Here is a 15,608-nt window from a genome sequence, read left to right as displayed (position 1 = left end):
AGCGCCACGTATCGTGGCGCTTAGGTGTGTCTAGCCTTAGATATCCTTGATCGTACCTTTTGGCAGTTCCGCAGCAACATGTGCTTTCTGGAACTTCAGCTCTACACCGTTACTTACTTCTAGTACTACATATGCGTCTGTTAAGCGTGTGACTTTACCAATGATACCGCCAGCCGTAATGACTTCATCACCTTTAGCCAAGCCGTTAATCAACGCTTTGTGCTCTTTTGCACGCTTGGCCTGAGGGCGCCACAAAAAGAAATAAAATATCAAGGCAAAACCGACTAGGAACAGCATGTTAAACATGCCTGGGTCCATGCCCGCAGCACCGTCTGCATATGCAGGGGAAATCAAGAAGCTCATTAAGGCTCTCTCCTGAGTGTTGTTTAAGAAACAGGTTATTGGTCAGTCAAGGGCGGTGTTTCAAGCCCCCTTGCCTGATAAAAATCATCAACAAAGTCGCACAATTTACCTTGTTCAATCGCTTTGCGCAAACCTGCCATCAGCGTTTGATAGTAATACAAATTATGCAAGGTATTCAGTTGTGCTCCGAGCATCTCACCACATTTATCCAAATGATGGAGATACGCCCGACTAAAATTGCGACAGGTGTAACAATCGCAATTTTCATCCAAAGGCCGCGTATCCGTTTTATTCACTGCATTGCGAATTTTCACAACCCCAGTCGAGGTAAACAAAAAACCATTACGCGCGTTGCGGGTCGGAATGACGCAGTCAAACATATCAACCCCACGGCGAACGGCTTCGACGATATCTTCTGGCTTGCCAACCCCCATTAAATAGCGAGGTTTGTTTTCTGGCATTTTGTAGGCTAAATGATCCAGCACTTTGATCATTTCATCTTTAGGCTCTCCCACTGAAAGCCCGCCTATTGCATAACCATCAAAATCAATTTCAGCCAATCCAGCCATTGACTCATCACGTAGATCTGGGTACATCCCGCCTTGAACAATACCAAACAAGGCTGAAGGACTGTCGCCATGCGCATCTTTGGAACGACGTGCCCAGCGCAACGACATCCGCATCGACTTAGCCGCTTCATCTTCTGTAGCGGGGTACGGCGTGCACTCATCAAAAATCATGACGATGTCAGAGCCTAATGCCTTTTGTACTTCCATTGAGCGCTCGGGGCTTAAAAAAACCTTACTGCCATCAACTGGAGACTGGAAAGACACCCCTTCTTCAGTGATTTTACGCATTTTGCCAAGACTAAAGACTTGGAAGCCACCCGAGTCCGTTAGGATCGGGCCTTGCCATTGCATAAAATCATGCAAATCACCATGCAGGTTGATGATATCCGTACCCGGTCTCAGCATAAGGTGAAAAGTGTTTCCCAAAATAATTTGTGCACCCAGTGCTTTAATATCCCTTGGCAACATACCCTTAACGGTCCCGTAGGTCCCCACAGGCATAAAAGCAGGTGTTTCAACGGTGCCGCGCGGAAAAGTTAAACGTGCTCGACGCGCCTTTCCATCGGTTGCCAGTTGCTCAAACTGCATAAAACACTGTCTACTCACACTAATTCCTCTGACTGGGTAAGACGCGTTAAAAACATGGCATCGCCATAGCTAAAAAAACGGTAACGTTGCTCAATGGCTTCTTGATACGCCCGCATTATATTGTCATACCCCGAAAAAGCGGAGACCAACATCAATAACGTGGACTCAGGTAAATGAAAATTGGTGATCAACGCATCCACACTTTTGAATTCATAACCTGGGTAAATAAAAATCTGGCTGTCTCCATAAAAAGGGGCGATTTCACCCGCTTGGCTCGCACTTTCTAGCGAGCGAACACTGGTTGTGCCTACGGCAATGACACGTTTTCCACGCGCTCGTGCCGCCTTAACAGCATCGACAACATCGTCTGGCACCTCAATGTATTCAGCATGCATCACATGATCTTCGATACGATCCACTTTTACGGGTTGAAAGGTCCCTGCTCCTACATGGAGGGTCACAAAGGCAATATCAACCCCTTTACGCTTAAGTGCATCTAGTAATGCTTGATCAAAGTGCAATCCGGCCGTCGGCGCCGCAACCGCTCCCGGTTTACGATTATAAACCGTTTGATAACGCTCACGGTCTGACGCCTGATCCTCACGCTGCATATACGGAGGCAAGGGTATATGACCCACGGCGTCTAACACCTCCAGCAAATGACCTTCAATGTTGAAACTAAGTTCAAATAAATTCTCTTTGCGTCCGGTGACCTCAACGTCGACCCCGCCTTCTAACTGCAGTCGACTGCCAGGTTTTGGTGAACGGCTTGAGCGCACATGTGCCAACGCAGTATTAGGAGTCAACACGCGCTCAATTAACACCTCCACCTTACCTCCACTGGCCTTTTGACCATGGAGACGAGCAGGTATCACGCGAGTGTCATTAAAAACCAATAAGTCACCCGGTGTTAACAGCTCAAGAATATCACTGAAGATGCGATGTTGAAGACGCCCCTCTTGGGCGTCAAGACATAACAGCCGACTGTGTGATCGTTCCTGCAACGGAAATCGAGCAATCAAGTCATCGGGCAACTCAAAATAAAAATCACGAACACGCATAGGGCTTCTTCATTACTTAAAAGGTACTGCATTTTAACTGATTAAAATTTTTTTTTCAGTCATCATTGACCTTCTTGTGAAAGTCTCTATAATGCGCACCACGAAATGCTTAGGAAGTTACGAATTACGCCAGTGTGGTGGAATTGGTAGACACGATGGATTCAAAATCCATTGCCCTTAAAAGCGTGCCGGTTCGAGTCCGGCCACTGGTACCACGTAAAGTACACTTACATGGGCGTTTCAATACTTAAGTTATGCCTCCCCTCGAACATCAAATCAGATTTAAACATTTGACCTTTTAAATTTCTTCTGATTCTTGTCAGACATACAAATTTGATTTGTATCAAATTACTTTCAATTTAGAATCTAAGACTTGTCGCTAGATTGACAGTTTCGTGTTTTATCCCTATTTTGTCCTTTTTCGAATTTGTAACAAGACAATAAGAGTGCAATAGGGTTGAAGAATATTTTTAGGCTGTTTAAAACCTTGCGGGGTTTTGTCGTAGCCGCCATTATGGCGGTAACACTTTTTGTGTTTCTAGGTGTCACCTTAGCTGCATCCATTCTTTACGAGAATATTTTCACACGCCAAGCCCAACAAACGTCTGAATCAATCGCTGATCACACCTTCAGTTTGATGTTTGAAATCATGAGTCAAGGATGGACACGAGAAGAGCTTGAGCACTTTATTAGCACCACAAAAGCCGCCTATGAAAACAGCCCTTTCGAATTTGAAATTTATCGAAGCGACAAAGTTTCTGCACTTTACGGCGTTATTAATCAACGGGATGCGGATACGCACGTCCAACAACTTTTTACTGGCAGCGACGCGAAAGTCATTGAAAATGCTAGCCATACTCGCCGACTATTCCCGCTAAAAGCTGAGCAAACCTGCCTTAGTTGTCACACAAACGCATCAATCGGTGATGCCTTAGGCGTGATTGAAATAATAGAAGATAAGCGCTTAATCAGCGATGAAATTCGTCGTGGACACCTGCTTTTATTCATTATTTGTGGCATTTTAACGCTGATTGTGTCACTGATCATTGCCAATAAAGTGGCCAAACGCATCAATCTGTCCATGGATCATTTACGAACCCGTTTAGAGTCAGTTAATACCGTCACTGATTTTAAACACTTGGACATCAGTGATGTTGACTTCTACTTTGAAGAGTTCAACAACACCTTCTCGCATATCCGTATTTTAACTGAGCGCCTGAAAGATGTCGCCGTCGATAAAGACATTCTCGAATTTGAGATTCGTTTACTCAGCAAATTCATCATCACGTCTGAAGTCGTCAAAGATTGGCGAGATTTCATCAAAGACCTTTTGATCGATATCAACAGTATTATTACGGCCCATACACTTGTGACCATCTTTCAAATTGAAGAGGAAGGCTATGAGCTTGAAGTCTTCTGGCATCACGATGTCTGCAAAAAGACGCAGTCCGATTTTGAGGCCGTTGTATCAAAACAACTGGCCTCGAGCCATCATTATCAAAAAGACTGCCCAATCCTCAAAATTGTTCATCACATCGCTCGCCCTTCTTCAGCGAAGGATTCAGACAAACTTACACTGGGCATCCATGAAATAGAACTGCAAACCAAATCCTTATTGCTTGAAACCCCAAAAATCGGTGGTGTCGTGGGCATCGGTGTGCAGTCGGAGATGGCACGCGACCCGATCCGACATATCGTCATTGATAGCATTCTGACAACCTTACTTAACCTGGTTGGCTCAGTAAAAGCCATCTACAAATACACAAAAGATCTTGAATACTATGCAACTCGAGATCCTTTAACCGATTTACACAATCAGCGCATGTTTCACGAGCTTTTAGGCTATGAAGTCGGCCGATCTCAACGCCATCATCAAGAATTCAGCCTCTTAATGCTGGATCTTGATAACTTCAAACACGTGAATGATCGATACGGTCACAGCTTTGGCGATCAATTTTTACACTCTTTTGCACGGGTACTTGCCTTGGCCGTTCGCCCCGGTGATTTTGTGTCGCGCTATGGTGGCGATGAGTTCACCATTATTTTACCTGAGACCAGCGAAGAGCAAGCTCACAGTGTTGCTCAACGTATTGCCAGTTCACTTGAAACATTGGTATTAACAGCCCCTGATGGTTCAAAAGTCAGAGGAACCACATCCATTGGTATCGCTATTTACCCTCGGCATGCAGCTGACCCACGAGACTTGTTTGTGGTTGCAGACAACATGATGTATAAGGCAAAACGTGAGGGTAAGAATCAAATTGCCATTCCAAATGAAGATGAAATGGCTGAGGTATTTAAGGCCGTTGGTGAAAAAAACCTGATGGTACTGAATGCATTGGAAGAAAAACGCATCGTACCTTATTTTCAACCGATTCTCGACGTAGAATCCAAACAGGTCAAAATCCATGAGTTGCTGATGCGAATTGACTTAGGTGATCGAATCGTTTCAGCTGTTGAGTTCATTGATATTGCTGAATCGATAGGTGTTGTCCATAAGATGGACTATTTATTGATTGAAAAGGCCTTTGAACAAATGAATGAGCAAGCCTACGATGGCATGCTCTTTATTAACCTTTCCCCCAAATCTTTGATCATTGGTGAGTTTATTTCAAGAGTGCGGCAATTGGCTTTGGAGTTCTCAATACATCCAAGTCGAATCGTGTTCGAGCTAACCGAGCGCGAAACCGTGAGCAATATGGCTTTACTTGAAAAATTCGTACAGGATTTAAAACTAGAAGGCTTTAATTTTGCAATTGATGATTTCGGCTCTGGCTTCTCTTCCTTTCACTACATCAAGCATTTTCCGATTGATGTCATCAAAATCGAAGGGGATTTTGTACGCAACATGCTAACTGATACAACAGATCTTGCCTTCGTTAAGAGCATTGTTACCCTAGCACAGGGACTGAATATCAAGACAGTTGCTGAGTTTGTCGAGGATGAACAGATCATGGAAGCCATACGTGCCATGGGTATCGATTACGGTCAAGGCTACTATATCGGCAAACCCAGCCCCAAACTGGTGAAGCAAGTGGATATCTAACCTCTTAATTCACATGAACAAATATCCTAAGACGTTCGTCTTAAAGACGATTTTTTTAATCGTTGATATTGAAGTACCCGAATGACTCCGCTAGTCTATTCAATATATTTCATAAGGATATTATATGTTTAAAACATATGCGATGCTTGGACTCTGGACCCTGTTACTCTGGCCTCAATGGTCGTTAGCACAGGCAACCCCTGCGAGGTTTACACCCTTTATCCCTGCAACCGAGACACTCCAACAACTCAACCAAGGTGGATTCATCTTTTTCTTGCGCCACGGCCCATCCGACTCCTCGAAGCCGGATCAAGTCCCGGTGGATTTAACCGACTGTTCAACCCAGCGCCCCCTTAGTGACGATGGCCGTATTCAAATGCAACAACTTGGGACTCAACTGCCCGTTTTGATCCCAAAAATTACTCAAATATTTTCAAGCCCTCTGTGCAGAGCAACAGACACCATCCAACTTGTCTTGCCCAATCACACCTACACCATTGATGATCATTTAATTTATGTAGCCGCCCTAACCACTGAAGAAAAACAACCTATTATTGCCCGAACTCGTGAACTTTTAAGCACCCCACCCCAAGCCGGTGAAAACTATCTACTGGTAGCACACGGCCCCAACCTTGTTGAAGTGATGGATTATTTCCCAACAGAAGGCGCGCTTATTATCTTTAAACCGTCCGGCCAAGAGAGCGGATTTGAGTACCTCGGCACCATTGAATTGCATGACTGGTCATCCTTGATCAGTACGATGGAGTAACGAGGGATGAAAGCCGGTAAAACACTGTTCATGTTGTTGATTCTACCGGCTACACTCACGCTCATAGCGGCTTTTATCTTTAACTATGTGGCATTATCACAGCTGAAAAATCACTTTGTCAAAAACAGCCGCATTTTAGAAGCCAATATTGACACATTAGCACTTGCCGCCCATTTTAATCAAACCGTTGCGCAATTGAACTTCCGAGTCATTGAGCTTTTAAAACAAGCAGATGAGCAGCAACTCAGTGAAATTGAACTTTACTATGCTCATCGAGAAATTGTCGATGAACTTGCTCTGCAAAATCAAATTGTGGATCGCTTAGCGAACTCCGAGTTAGTCAAAATAGTTAATCATGGCTCTGCTATATCTCTACAAGAAGAGTTTAAAAACTACCGCCGCTTAATGATTATGTCGACTGAGATCATTGCAATTGATCCAAATATCGCTTCACGTTTCTTTTCGTCTGCCCAAGATAGCTATGCCCAGTTTTCCTTGTTTAGCAATCGACTTAGCGTACTCCTAACCGAACAATCGAAGAGGAGCCATCTAGCAGAGCAACGGATTTATGAAAAAGAGTTTTTTTATTACCTTGTGTTAGCGATGATTACCGCCTCCTTGCTGATGGTGTTGGTCCTCTTTGTTAGCCACCGAACCTCCAGTCGCATTCGTGTGATTGCCGATGCCCTGAGTCAACTTGCCTACAATCAATCACCCTCAATCAAGCTTGCCAAAATTGAAACCCTCGCCAATAGTGCTTCTGGCGAGTTTAAACGGATTGCGGATTTACTGCTAAACTTCCGAGACGACATGGTACGGCGTATTCGCGCCGAAGAAGAAAACCACCGCTTAATATACTCTGATGCCCTGACTGGACTCCCGAATAGACGCCTCTTAATTGATCGATTAGAACATCTAATCAGCACACTTGCACATCATCCGGCCCATTATGCGCTCTTGTGGATTGATATGGATCGCTTTAAATCAGTTAATGATTTAAAAGGGCATCAAGCAGGTGATCAAATCCTGCAAGAAACGGCTGTCCAATTGGCGTCACTGATCCCTGAGGCAGATACGTTGGCCCGCGTTGGTGGGGATGAATTCGCACTCTTACTTGAGTTACGCTCGAATAGCCTAGCCGAGGCCGCACTTGAAATTGAACCCTTGTCTGAAAAACTCTGCTCACATTTAACAGTAGATTATACGCTAGAAGAGTACACGCATTTTTCCAGCGCCAGCATTGGTGTGACATTATTCTCAGGTTCAGAACTCAAAGCAGAAGCACTGCTAAATCATGCCGAGATTGCCGCTTATCAAGCAAAAGAAGCGGGACGAAACACCGTTTGTTTTTACGATCCTGATCTACAAAAGGCACTTGAACAGCGCACACTTTTAGAAAATGAGCTAAGACTGGCGACTGAGAAGGCACAATTACGTCTTTACTACCAACTTCAATACAACCATCTAGGAAGAGTTATCGGCGCTGAAGCGTTAATACGCTGGCTACATCCAGATAAAGGATTGATTCCTCCTTTTAATTTTATACCGCTTGCCGAACAAACAGGATTGATTATCCCGATGGGGCAGTGGATTCTCAAGACAGCTTGCCAACAACTGGCAAAATGGGCCAACTCTCCAACAACCGAGAGCCTGACGATCTCAGTGAACGTCAGTGCTCGCCAATTCCGTGAGGACAGCTTTGTTGCGGATGTCAAAGACGCGCTACAACACTTTCAGGTCAACCCCAAACGCTTAAAGCTTGAAATTACGGAATCTATTGTCCTTGAACATATAGAACAGACCATTTCAAAAATGCTTGAGTTACGAGCAATTGGTGTCACCTTCTCGATGGATGATTTTGGAACAGGTTATTCGTCCTTGCAATATCTTAAGAGGCTGCCCCTAAACCAACTGAAGATTGACCAGTCCTTTGTACAAGACATCACCACAGACAATGAAGACTCCGTAATTGTTAAAACCATTATTGCAATGGGGCAAGCCTTATCACTGGAGATCATTGCAGAGGGAGTCGAAACCCTAGAGCAACAAAAACAACTTGAGCAGTTTGGCTGCTTAGCCTACCAAGGCTACTACTTCGCTAAACCCAGCCCGATTGATGTGTGCATGTTAGACATCACCAAGGCCAATGCTGAAAAGCCGCTTTAACGTCTTACGCCTTTGTTCACGGAGTGAACTTAACCGATAGCCTGTTTCAAAGCTATCGGTTATGTACTCAACCAAACGTCGCAACCTTAATGCTGGCACCCACGGCTTATTTGCCGATTGGATAGTCAACATTGATTTCGATAACCGATACGTTCTCGCCCTCGTTACGTACTTCCATTTTCAAATCATCACTGGCAATAGGCACGTATTTACGAATCACCTCGAGAATCTCACGCTGCATTTTCGGCATCCAGTCTGGCTGCTGATTGGCAGAGCGCTCGTGAGCAACCAACACTTGCAGCCGATCCTTTGCGATACTGGCCGATGTTTTTTTGTTTGCTCTCCAGAAGGTAAAAATACCTGACATCTTTATCTACCTCCGAATAAGCGTCCGAGGAAGCTTTTTTTCTCAATTTCCGTAAATCTCATAGGGACATCGTCACCCAATAAACGCTTTATCACATCTTCGTAGGCTTGCCCGGCAGGATCTTGTGAGTTCAGTACAACGGGCTTACCTTGGTTCGATGAATCCAAAACGACTCTCGATTCGGGAATAACACCAACCAGAGGAATGCTCAAAATATCATCGATATCTTGTATGCTCAGCATTTCGCCGCTCTCCACCCGATCCGGCGAGTAACGCGTGATCAACAAGTGCTGAGGGATGCGCTTGCCCTCTTCTTCGGCCAAGCGTGTGGAACTGTCCAGGAAGCCAAGGATTCGATCAGAATCGCGCACTGAAGAAATTTCAGGATTGGTCACGACAATGGCTTCATCCGCAAAATACATGGCCATTTTAGCGCCCTTTTCAATACCTGCGGGTGAATCACAGATCACGTAATCAAAATCTTCAACCAACTGGCTGATGATTTCTTTAACGCCTTCGTGCGATAAATGATCCTTGTCACGCGTTTGAGATGCCGGAATCATATACAAATTATCACTAATTTGCTTAACATGAATAATCGCTTGATTCAGCTTGCACTCTTTTTTCAAGGCTTGAATAAAATCAAACACCACTTTACGCTCACAGCCCAAAATCAAATCCAGGTTGCGCAAGCCTACGTCAAAATCGATTACAACGGTTTTTTTACCAGCCAATGCCAGACCTGCCGCAACTGAGGCACTTGTTGTGGTTTTACCCACTCCACCCTTACCTGAGGTGACGACAAATACTTTACCTTTACTCATGTATTCCTCCCGAAAAAGCCCAAACAAATCAACAAGGCCAGTTAAAGTAAATCAATAATCATTTTTTGATCGTGCTTAAACGTCTGACACGGTTTATGCAATACATGCTCGGGTATGGAGTCACGTATTAGGTAATCACCGTCAATCAACAGCAACTCAGCATCCATCGATGAACAAAAGATCCGAGCATTTTCATTTCCAGTTACACCAGCCATTGCACGCCCACGCAACGCCCCATAGACATGAATACTGCCATCCGACATGACTTCTGCGCCATTACTGACGTTCGAGACAATAATCAGATCACGCTGTCTTGCGTAAATTTGCTGGCCTGAACGCACGGGCGTGGTGATAATAAGGGCTTCATTTGCGATCGGTGTTTCAATGATCACAGGGGCTTGGCTAACACTGGGCTCAGATTTTACGGGTGCTGCACGACGTTGAGTGTCGAGTTGATCACCTAAATAGCTAACGCCCTGTGCTTCGTACAGATCTTGATACTCTGGACAACCTCGAACCGCAAAGGGGTTTGCTCCCACACGCCGAACAAGACTTACAATGCCTGCAAACACTCGGCTATCTAAGTAACAGTTCGACATTTCCAGAATCACGGGCATGCCACGAATAAGTGCCGGTGCATTATCAATAAAATCATCTAACTTATCTTGCAACAGGTATAGCTGATGCTCATCCATTCCTGTTAACTGAATACAGGCTACACTGGTCATACTTCCTTTTATACGCACACTTGCCTGTGCTGAAGAGGTCATATCCATAACCACTCCTTCAGGTGAACAGATTCATTCATATCGTTACTCTTAAAACCAGACATCGGATCGACGCACTTACTATTTGAATTGTGCCTTGATTACGCTTTTATAAGCGTCAGCCGTTATCGACAGAACATGATACCTTATTCAACAAACCGAAAAATACTGATTAGGCCCTGTTCAACCATAAAAAAACCGCACACCTCCGTCTTTTTCAGAGATATGCGGTTATTTATGCATTAAAACGATGTTGGCAATACGCCTCAATCGAGAGGAATAGACTCAGCCAAGATATCGGCGGTAATGGCCGAGAGCGTCCAGCCCAAATGGCCGTGGCCTGTATTGTAAAAGACAGTGGGTAAGTTGCCTTTGCCGACTTTAGGCATCATATTCGGCATCATCGGACGCAATCCCGCCCAAGGGACAACGCTGCGGGTGCATACCCCAGGAAAGCAGGTTTCGACCCAATCAATCAAGGGTCGAATACGATCCGCTCGAATATCTTTGTTCAAGCCATTAAACTCAGCCGTTCCCGCCACACGGAAACGATCATCGCCCAAACGACTGCTCACCAGCTTGGTTTCATCGTCCAGCAGACTCACCGTCGGCGCAGACTGCTGGCTGACCTCATCCGTCAAATTGACGGTAATTGAGTAACCTTTTACAGGGTAAATGTTGACTCGATCACCCAGCGATGCGGCCAAACCACGACTGGCGGTTCCAGCCGAAATCACAATCGCATCGAAGTCAGAGGTTGAGACTATCCCTTCCGACTCCGCAGTGACTTGCGCAAAAAACTTGTCGGCACGAACCGACTTAACGGTTTGCCCATATAAAATTTTGACACCACGTTTTTCGCAAGCCGATGCTAAGCCAAGGGTGTATTTATGAATATCGCCCGTTGCATCACTTTCTGTGTAAAAACCACCGTAATACTGGCCTGCCAGGGTAGGTTCTATCGCGCGCATTTCTTCTGGTGTGACGGCGTAACGCTCAAGCCCACCTTTAGCCAATAAAGCACTCACGGTTTGGGCATGGTCAAAGCCTGACTTGTCACGGTAAATATGGAGAATTCCACGTTTTTTCAAATCAAAGTCTATGCCTTCGTCCTCCGCCCAGCTGAAAAGATGCTGACGCGCGGCGATGGCTAAACGTGTGGTTTCAATGGTGTTGCGCTCATATTGGGGAATTGATGCGATAAATTCAGCAAACCAAGACAACTTGTGCCAAGAAGGCTTAGGATTGACTAATAGGGGAGCATCCGATTTTAAAATCCATTTCAAGCCTTTGAAGATGGTTGACCAATGCGTCCAAACCTCAGCATTAGAGGCCGACAGTTGTCCTCCATTAGCAAAGGAGGTCTCCATTGCGCAATAACGGCTTTTTTCAAAGAGAGTGACATCAAAGCCACGTTTGGAGAGTGCATAGGCGGAAGTAACACCAGTGATGCCACCACCAATGACAGCAATACGTTTCATATTTTTCCCAAAAACGTCAAAGGTTAAATCCCACCTTAAAATGGAATACCCCCTCCGTTTCGGGACCTGAGAGATTCACCCAGCATAACGCCAAGCTTGCTCCTTCGGTGTGCCGGGTGACGATTCACCGACAGCTCTTCGGAGTTTTAATCAATAATCGGTCCATTTGCCTGAGAGTTTCCGGGGTGGTTGCTCCTTCGGCGCTGCTACGGCTATGCCTGCAGTCTCTCCCGATATATTTCAAAACGCCGTGAAGTTTAGCAAATACGACACAAATGAACAGCCCATATCGACTAAAGTTATAGAAAAATACAGGAGCAGTCATTATGTGAGATCCGATGTATTCTATAACTTCAAAATCACAGACTTAATAAAAAACCTGTGCCTTAATGGCGTCAATTTCACTCTGCGTTAAATAACGCCACTCCCCTTCAGCAAGCCCTTGCACACTCAACTGCAGAATGTGTGTTCGTTGCAAATCAACCACCTGATAGCCCAGTGCTCGGCACATTCGCCGAATTTGTCTATTTAGACCCTGAGTTAAGCCTATCTTAAAACGATCTGGGGAGCGTAATGTGACTTGACAAGGGTGAGTGAGCCTTCCGTCCAGCATCACCCCCTGCTCCATTTTTTCTTTAAACTCAGTGGTAAGGCCTGTGTGTTGAAAATGAGGGATAACCTGAACCTCGTATTGCTTAGGATGCTCGTATTGAGGTGAAAGCAATCGATGGCACAAGTGACCATCGTTTGTTAATAACATCAAACCTCGTGAGTCCTTATCAATCCTACCCACTGGAAATAGACGCTGTGGCAAAGAGAGATGATGAAGAATACTGGCAGGATCATCGACTCGACAATTGCAATCAACGCCTACGGGTTTGTTATAGAGCACATATAAATGCTGCTCAGACAAGAGAATCGGTTGGCCATCAACCGCCACATGCTCATCGCCTCGAAAAGGTGTATGAGGCGTAGCGATTGTTTGATTCAGCTGAACACGCCCTTCTGCAATTAAACGACTCGCTGCTCTTCGTGAGCACACGCCTGCTTGACTTAAATACTGTGTCAGCCGCATCTTTCATCGATCACTGTAAAATGAACGAATCATAGCATTAACGCAGTGTATAGTGACCCACATCTTTTGCCATTTGCCCAAACGCCGTGGTCATTTGATCGAGGGAAGCATTCATATGAAGAACAGGATCACGGGGAGATTGCGCTAAATTAGCGACATTTTGATCGGATCTCTATCAATAGTTGTTGTGACCTTTGTCACAACAAAGCCTAGTTGCAAAGACACCTGGATTCTAAAAAAGAGTGCTGACAGCAACTGCCAGCACCCAACCTATGAACCCTATCTCAAAAACATGCTTTTCCAAGTGTCACTTTGGATCTTCGTAAGGAAGGCCAACATACTGTTCAGCAATCACGGCTTTTCCTGATTCTGACGTTAAATAATACGAAAACTCTGAGTCCATAAAGCGTGAAAAGGTGTGGGAGTCGGTTCCATAGGTACTGACATCACCAAAATCATGCATCATATTGGTCATCCACCAAGAGAAACGCTCACCATGCCATACGCGACGCAAGCAGATTTCGGAGTACTGCTGAACACAGGCCTCATCCCCATCATTGATTGCCCTTGTTAAGACTTTGTAAAGCGTAGCAACATCGGAGGCGGCTAGATTCAAGCCCTTGGCTCCGGTGGGCGGTACGATATGGGCCGCATCCCCAACGAGGAACAAACGCCCATACTGCATCGGCTCGCAGACGAAAGAGCGCAAGGGTGCAATGCTCTTCTCAATGCTCGGCCCCGTTACTAAATTCTGTGCAACCTCTTCGGGTAAGCGTTTTTTGAGTTCGTCCCAAAAGGCCTCATCCGACCAATCTTCAACCTTATCGGTTAAGGGTACTTGGAGATAATAACGTGAGCGAGTCTCAGAACGTTGGCTGGCAAGCGCAAAACCACGCGAATGCTTTGCATAAATCAATTCATCATGAACTGGCGGGGTGTCAGACAGTAAACCCAACCATCCGAAGGGATAAACACGCTCATGTTCTTTTTTAAGATCACTGGGGATTGTCTTGCGCGAAACGCCATGGAAACCATCACAGCCAGCAATGTATTGGCAATCCAGTCGGTATTCTTCATTTTCAAATGAAAAGGTCACGTAAGGTTCGTTGGAGGCAACATCATGAAGCTGAACATTGGACGCTTCATAGTAGGTTGGCAAGCCTGCAGCTTGACGAGCATTCATCAAATCCGCAGTGATTTCGGTTTGCCCATAGCACATCACTGTTTTACCAGCGGTTAATGCTTTTAAATCGATGCGGTAGCGTTCATTTTCAATCGAAAATTCAACCCCCTCATGTACGTGACCTTCACGATCCATGCGTTCGGCAACGCCAGCTTCTCGAACCAGATCAACAAAGCCTTGCTCTAGTATGCCCGCTCTGATTCTGCTCAAAACGTATTCACCATTCACCCGTTCGAGAATAACGTTATCAACACCTTGTTTGGCCAATAGCTGACCGAGCAATAGCCCTGAAGGACCGGCACCGATGATAGCAACTTGGGTGGTTAAGTGTTTCATGATCGACCTCTTTTCTGATTATTGTCTGTCGGCTGACACGTTACAGCCAAAACGCATTTTTATAATCGAGAAAAGTTCGAACTGAATGAATGCACTTAAACAACAAAAAATTGTACTTTTGAACTCTTTACTTCGAATCAAGATCGCTCAAAACGCGATAACGAAGTGGTGTCTGACCCGTATGACTTTTAAAAAAACGTGAAAAATATCCTGGATCATCAAATCCGAGATCAAACGCGATTTGATCGATATTGCCACGTGTATACATGAGTTTACGTTTCGCTTCGAGCAATAAACGTTCAGATAAAAGGACTTTCAAACTTTTACCAAATGCTGTATTGCACAACCGATTGAGGCGAGTTTTAGTCATGTTCAGAGCTTGCGCGTAATCAGTCACCCGCCAGTGTTCAACATAATGATCTTCGATTAGCTCACGAAGCCGAGTCAACTCCAGCATCGCTGGCTGCTCAGCGCCCATTTCCCTATGCGTCTGTAATACTCGACTCAGCGTCATCATAACTGCACGAACCAACCACTCACACATCAGAGTTCGACCTGCATAGGCACCTCGAAACTCATCTTGTAAGGTGTCCAAACACTGAACTAAGCGTGTAAATAACATAGGGGCCTCATCAAAGTGCAAGCAATGTCCCTGACTTAAAAGAGGTTCGAAATAGGGACGTGTTCTGTCAGCATCCTGCTGCAGTAAAGACTGTGCAAAAGTGAGTACATACCCCTCGGTTTCAGGCTGGAATTGAAATCCATGCACAACACCCGCTGGAATACTTACGCTCATACAACCTGTACCTTCGAAACGGGTTTCATCAACGATCGCTCGTACTTGACCTCGAACGATAACTATAATCTGAAACAAACGACTATGCCGATGTGGATCAATCACCCAGTCATTTTCGCGACTGCGTGCAGAGATGCGTTCGATGTGGACAAACTCTGTCGTCTCTTGTGAAACAGTTTCACCGTACAACACAAAATGGGGCACTTGCAGTGACATA

At 45.2% G+C, this 15,608-nt stretch carries 13 protein-coding genes, 1 tRNA gene and 1 riboswitch; of the genes, 4 read left to right on the top strand and 10 right to left on the bottom strand.

The annotated features are described in order from the left end of the window. Positions 1-36: 36 nt before the first annotated feature. Genes yajC through queA form a run of 3 tightly spaced genes read right to left on the bottom strand, consistent with a single transcriptional unit; the run spans position 37 to position 2,581 of the window. The gene (gene yajC, locus F5971_RS16720; protein ID WP_036512593.1) at positions 37-363 is read right to left on the bottom strand and encodes a preprotein translocase subunit YajC; all 327 of its coding nucleotides are present in this window, start codon (positions 361-363) and stop codon (positions 37-39) included. 35 nt (positions 364-398) lie between these two features. Beyond that, on the bottom strand, positions 399-1,520 hold the full coding sequence (tgt, locus tag F5971_RS16715) for a tRNA guanosine(34) transglycosylase Tgt (protein WP_036512590.1): 1,122 nt from the start codon (positions 1,518-1,520) through the stop codon (positions 399-401). Positions 1,521-1,534: 14 nt separating this feature from the next. Continuing rightward, entirely contained in the window at positions 1,535-2,581 is a 1,047-nt protein-coding gene (gene queA, locus F5971_RS16710) for a tRNA preQ1(34) S-adenosylmethionine ribosyltransferase-isomerase QueA (protein ID WP_193496192.1), read from the bottom strand. Between the two features lie 128 nt (positions 2,582-2,709). Between queA and F5971_RS16705 the strand changes: the two genes are divergently transcribed. The 4 genes from F5971_RS16705 to F5971_RS16690 all read left to right on the top strand — a co-directional run bounded on the left by F5971_RS16705 (position 2,710) and on the right by F5971_RS16690 (position 8,562). After that, a tRNA-Leu gene (locus tag F5971_RS16705) sits at positions 2,710-2,796 on the top strand. 242 nt (positions 2,797-3,038) lie between these two features. Next, positions 3,039-5,627, top strand: a complete 2,589-nt coding sequence (locus tag F5971_RS16700; protein WP_246187833.1) for a putative bifunctional diguanylate cyclase/phosphodiesterase — start codon at positions 3,039-3,041, stop codon at positions 5,625-5,627. Positions 5,628-5,751: 124 nt separating this feature from the next. Then, entirely contained in the window at positions 5,752-6,396 is a 645-nt protein-coding gene (locus F5971_RS16695) for a histidine phosphatase family protein (RefSeq protein WP_193496190.1), read from the top strand. A gap of 6 nt (positions 6,397-6,402) precedes the next feature. Continuing rightward, positions 6,403-8,562 carry a putative bifunctional diguanylate cyclase/phosphodiesterase gene (locus F5971_RS16690; RefSeq protein WP_193496188.1) on the top strand — a complete coding sequence of 720 codons (2,160 nt, stop codon included), beginning with the start codon at positions 6,403-6,405 and terminating at the stop codon, positions 8,560-8,562. A gap of 106 nt (positions 8,563-8,668) precedes the next feature. Here the strand turns inward: F5971_RS16690 and minE are convergent, their stop codons facing one another. From minE to F5971_RS16655, 7 genes are all read right to left on the bottom strand, one after another. After that, positions 8,669-8,929 carry a cell division topological specificity factor MinE gene (gene minE, locus F5971_RS16685; protein ID WP_036512581.1) on the bottom strand — a complete coding sequence of 87 codons (261 nt, stop codon included), beginning with the start codon at positions 8,927-8,929 and terminating at the stop codon, positions 8,669-8,671. A gap of 2 nt (positions 8,930-8,931) precedes the next feature. Continuing rightward, positions 8,932-9,753: a septum site-determining protein MinD gene (gene minD / locus F5971_RS16680; protein ID WP_036512578.1), complete on the bottom strand. Its 822-nt coding sequence runs from the start codon at positions 9,751-9,753 to the stop codon at positions 8,932-8,934. 41 nt (positions 9,754-9,794) lie between these two features. Continuing rightward, positions 9,795-10,529 carry a septum site-determining protein MinC gene (gene minC, locus F5971_RS16675; protein ID WP_193496185.1) on the bottom strand — a complete coding sequence of 245 codons (735 nt, stop codon included), beginning with the start codon at positions 10,527-10,529 and terminating at the stop codon, positions 9,795-9,797. A 257-nt stretch (positions 10,530-10,786) separates the two neighbouring features. Beyond that, positions 10,787-12,001, bottom strand: a complete 1,215-nt coding sequence (locus F5971_RS16670) for a D-amino acid dehydrogenase (protein ID WP_193496183.1) — start codon at positions 11,999-12,001, stop codon at positions 10,787-10,789. 148 nt (positions 12,002-12,149) lie between these two features. Continuing rightward, positions 12,150-12,244: riboswitch (glycine riboswitch) on the bottom strand. A gap of 124 nt (positions 12,245-12,368) precedes the next feature. Continuing rightward, positions 12,369-13,076, bottom strand: coding sequence for a pseudouridine synthase (locus F5971_RS16665; protein ID WP_193496181.1), 708 nt, complete (start codon positions 13,074-13,076; stop codon positions 12,369-12,371). A gap of 307 nt (positions 13,077-13,383) precedes the next feature. Next, positions 13,384-14,595, bottom strand: a complete 1,212-nt coding sequence (gene pobA / locus F5971_RS16660; RefSeq protein ID WP_193496179.1) for a 4-hydroxybenzoate 3-monooxygenase — start codon at positions 14,593-14,595, stop codon at positions 13,384-13,386. A gap of 127 nt (positions 14,596-14,722) precedes the next feature. Beyond that, positions 14,723-15,607 (bottom strand): helix-turn-helix domain-containing protein, encoded by an 885-nt coding sequence (locus tag F5971_RS16655; protein ID WP_193496177.1) that lies wholly within the window; start codon positions 15,605-15,607, stop codon positions 14,723-14,725. Position 15,608 lies beyond the last annotated feature (1 nt).

The sequence above is a fragment of the Nitrincola alkalisediminis genome, assembly GCF_009821115.1.
GTDB lineage: Bacteria > Pseudomonadota > Gammaproteobacteria > Pseudomonadales > Balneatricaceae > Nitrincola > Nitrincola alkalisediminis.
The sequence above is the reverse complement of the archived record's forward strand: the minus strand, read 5'-3'. Positions and strand labels throughout refer to the sequence as shown.